The sequence below is a fragment of the Bradyrhizobium sp. genome (genome assembly GCF_019242285.1).
Taxonomy (GTDB): domain Bacteria; phylum Pseudomonadota; class Alphaproteobacteria; order Rhizobiales; family Xanthobacteraceae; genus Bradyrhizobium.
This window is the reverse complement of the sequence record NZ_JAFAVV010000559.1, coordinates 1-2,799: the sequence shown is the minus strand read 5'-3', so window position 1 is coordinate 2,799 and position 2,799 is coordinate 1. Positions and strand designations below refer to the sequence as shown.

Here is a 2,799-nt window from a genome sequence, read left to right as displayed (position 1 = left end):
GGCTGTGCGCGACGCGGTTGCGATCCTGGCCGGGGCAGGAAAACGGCGCTTCTTGACCGAACAGAAAAACGAGGTCGAACCGAAAACTTGAGCTTGTCCATCTCATCCGTGCTGTGAAGCTTGGCCCGATGTTGAACGGGAAAGCCCATGTAGGCCAGCACGTCTGCTTCTGCCTCGTCCATGAGCGTGGCCAATTTTGGCAGACGAGACCGGGCCTGGTCGGCGACCTCGCGCCACTGCTTGCGGGCGGTGGCGGCGTCATCCTGTGCAAAGGCGGTGCCGATCCAGGCCGAGACGATGCGGCGTTGGCTTTTGCCGGCATAGGCCAGCGCGTTGCGCATGAAATGCACGCGACACCTTTGCCAAGTGGCGCCGAGCACCTTGGTGATGGCCGTCTTCAGGCCCTCGTGCGCGTCCGAAATCACGAGCTTGACCCCACGCAGGCCGCGGCGGGCCAGTGAGCGAAGAAACTCGATCCAGAACGGCTCGGCTTCGCTGTGGCCGATGGTCATGCCGAGCACTTCACGACGCCCGTCGGTGTTGACGCCGACGGCCACGATCACCGCGACCGAGACGATGTGGTGGTTGCGGCGGGCCTTCACATACGTCGCGTCCAGCCAGACATACGGCCAGTCCCCTTCGATCGGCCGTTGCAGGAAGGTCTGCACGCGCTCGTCGATGTCTTCGCACAGGCGCGAGACCTGGCTCTTGCTGATTCCTTCCAGGCCGAGCGCCTTGACCAGCTCGTCGACCGAGCGGGTCGAGATGCCTTGGATGTAAGCCTCCTGGATCACCGCGGTGAGCGCCTTCTCCGCCATGCGGCGCGGCTCGAGGAAGCTCGGAAAGTAGCTGCCGCGCCGCAGTTTCGGGATGCGCAGCTCGACCGTTCCGGCCCGGGTCTGCCAGTCGCGGTCGCGGTAGCCGTTGCGCTGATTGAGGCGGTCCGCGCTGCGTTCGCCCGGAGCTGCCCCGCACAGGGCTTCGGTCTCCAGCGCCATCAGACGCTCGGCGGCAAAGCCGATCATCTCACGCAGAAACGTCGCGTCGGACGCTTTCTCCAGCAGCGTCCGAAGCGCAATGTTGCCGTCGGTCATCGGGGTGGTCCTTGGGTCAGTGTTGCGTGTCAGCAACCCAACCCTACCCAGCACCATCGCGGTGACCACCGCTGTGGATAAGTCGCCCGCCACCGCCAGACTCGTTACCGGTCGCGGCGGCAGACGACTTACCCACAGCTCCTACACCACTACCGGGGACACGACCCGAGAGTGCCCGAACCGATTAGTGGCCCGAGTGATTAGCTCGGTCTACCTCGGATCAGTGTCTAGGCGCCGTCTGCTCGTTGGAAGCGATGAGATTGTAATGCACGACCATGCTGCCGGAGCGGCACTCGTCCCTAACGGGAGCGAGGTCCAGATCACAATCGATCCAAAAAAGGCGCGCGTGCTACGGGAGCGATGATGTGATTGGCCGCGTCATGGGCAATGATCGGACAGCCCGGCCTCGATCTAAAGACTCGGCTCGTGGCCGTGTTGAACGGCACTTCCTCGAGCTGGACGTTATTGCCCGACGGATCCAGGAACACGTGAGGAGCCCCGTCGGAGAAGGCCCTCCTCGCAGGTAGCGAACAGTCTCAGCACGTCTTGCTCTTGCGCCACGTCGCCAGCGACGCCGATACCCTGCCGGCCGCTGGCGTGGACGCGAGCCACGACCTCTTGCGCCCGATCGGCTTGCGCCACGTAGTTCACGCACACGTGTCAACCGTCACGTGCGCCGAAGCGGGCGACCGGGGGCGCCGATCCCGCGGCTTGCGCCGGCGATAAACGCCCGGAGCATGCTCATGCCCCCGCCAACTGGGCGGACCCGACGTCGCCCAGCACTGCGCGTGCGGCATTGTACCCGGGCGCGCCGTTCACATCGCCGCCGGGATGCGTACCCGCGCCGCAGAGATAAAGGCCGGCGACAAGATCGCCGTGTCCATTCCGGCCGGGGATCGGGCGGTTCCACAGCGCCTGGCCCGGTACCAGTTCGGTGTGGAAAATCTGACCTCCCTCGATGCCGTAGACGCGCTCGATGTCAGCAGGAACGAAGGTCTGGCGAGCCAGGACCGAACTGCGAAAGTTCGGTGCGAGTTCGGTCAAAACGTCCGTCATCCGGTCGGCGATTTTCTCGCGCTCGACGTCGAGATCGCCATGGGCGAGGGCGTAAGGGAAGTGGTGACACCAGAGCGACAGCGTGTGCTTCCCCTCTGGCGCGACCGTAGGGTCGGTGGCCGACTGGATGATCATCTGGCTGAACGGCCGCGTTGCGGGCCTCCCCTCCCTGGCTTCCTGCCAGGCGCGGTCATAATAATCGACTGAGGGCGCGACCATAATCCCCCCGCAATGCTGCGCCCCGATCGCGGTACCGGGCAGCGACGTGAAGTCTGGCAGCTCCGAGAGCGCGAAGTTGATCTTCACGCCCGAGCCTTTCGCGTCGAGCCGCGCGACTTTCTCTCGGACCCCGTCGTCCAGCGCCTGTTTGGGCGTGAGCTTGAGCAGGGTGGTCTTCGGATCGGCGTTGGACAGGACGGCGTCGGCCTCGATTTCCTCGCCACTCTCCAACACCACGCCGGCGGCACGGCGGCGCCGGAACAGGATGTGCGCCACCGGGGCATTGAGCCGGATCGCGCCGCCGCAACTCCGCAAGGCGCGCGCAAGCGCCCGCGTGACCGAGCCCATGCCGCCTTCGGCGATCGCCCAGCATCCGAAACGCCCGCGGAGATCTGGCGCGGCGTGATAGAACTTCGAAAACGCGGTGCCG

The 2,799-nt window shown here is 65.4% G+C and carries 3 protein-coding genes; 1 reads left to right on the top strand and 2 read right to left on the bottom strand.

The annotated features are described in order from the left end of the window. Window positions 1-1,094: IS256 family transposase (locus JOY90_RS22575; RefSeq protein WP_291693327.1), on the bottom strand; the 1,094-nt coding region annotated here is incomplete at its 3' end. Between JOY90_RS22575 and JOY90_RS40185 the strand changes: the two genes are divergently transcribed. After that, entirely contained in the window at window positions 1,078-1,458 is a 381-nt protein-coding gene (locus JOY90_RS40185; protein ID WP_367276982.1) for a TOBE domain-containing protein, read from the top strand. The genes JOY90_RS22575 and JOY90_RS40185 overlap by 17 nt on opposite strands. Window positions 1,459-1,835: 377 nt before the next feature. Here JOY90_RS40185 and JOY90_RS22570 read toward each other — a convergent pair. Beyond that, window positions 1,836-2,799: NAD(P)/FAD-dependent oxidoreductase (locus JOY90_RS22570; RefSeq protein WP_291693326.1), on the bottom strand; the 964-nt coding region annotated here is incomplete at its 5' end.